The sequence below is a fragment of the Mesorhizobium sp. Cs1299R1N1 genome (assembly GCF_037179655.1).
GTDB lineage: Bacteria > Pseudomonadota > Alphaproteobacteria > Rhizobiales > Rhizobiaceae > Mesorhizobium > Mesorhizobium salmacidum.
In genome coordinates this window covers 1-726 of the sequence record NZ_JAPYKR010000099.1, presented here as the reverse complement: position 1 = coordinate 726, position 726 = coordinate 1, and the positions used below count along the sequence as shown (strand labels likewise).

General features: G+C 51.5%; 1 protein-coding gene and 1 pseudogene. Both read right to left on the bottom strand.

From position 1 onward, the window contains the following. Positions 1–213: 213 nt before the first annotated feature. Entirely contained in the window at positions 214–396 is a 183-nt protein-coding gene (locus O7A70_RS33880) for a tautomerase family protein (protein WP_337144215.1), read from the bottom strand. A 150-nt stretch (positions 397–546) separates the two neighbouring features. After that, a pseudogene (gene proX / locus O7A70_RS33875) lies at positions 547–726 on the bottom strand (glycine betaine/L-proline ABC transporter substrate-binding protein ProX); the annotation flags it as partial.

Sequence of the window (726 nt, the reverse complement as noted above, 5' to 3'; positions counted from 1 at the left end):
CCTTTGCGATAGCTATCGAGACGCTTGAAATCGATCTCGGGCATGGGGCGGAACTGGCGCAAATCGCTCCAGTTGTCGGTAAAAAAGGGAACGTGACGATCTGCCGACGTGGATTGTATCATAAAACCTCCCGACTAAAAGGCACCCGAGTTGCTGACGCATCCAGGAGCACGCCTGGTCAGCCGATGAGATGTCGAAACCGAACCGGAACCGTCACATCCGTGACCAGAGTTTCCCGCCCGTGGCCCAATTATTGGGTTCGTATTCATCGAATACGACATGGATCTGTTCTGGACGGAGGTTCATTTTCTCCGTGAAGAGTTTGGTAATTTCCGCAACCAGTTCAGCTTTCTTGTCGTCGTCGGATTTGAAGGTCTCTACGTGAATGACGGGCATTGTAACTCCTGCAATGGTTGGTGAGAACGGACGGATGGTGTTCGCTCCTATAACACTAGGTGTGAACACCGTTAATTTGAATTTAGAATTGCTTCATCGCCACCACAACCAAATGCGATGGCGATTTTGTTGAAGGGCGGGAGGTTACACTTATTTCGCGGCCTTGGCCTCAGCAAGCCACTTGTCCCACGTGGCCTGATTTTTGGCGATCCACTCCAGGGCGTGCTGCTTGATCTGTTCGTTGGACTTTTCGCCTTTGTAAATCCGCAAAGCCTCGGCATTCAGGTCGTCGAGGGGAATCGAAGCGAGCTCGAAGAACTTCTTGGCAGA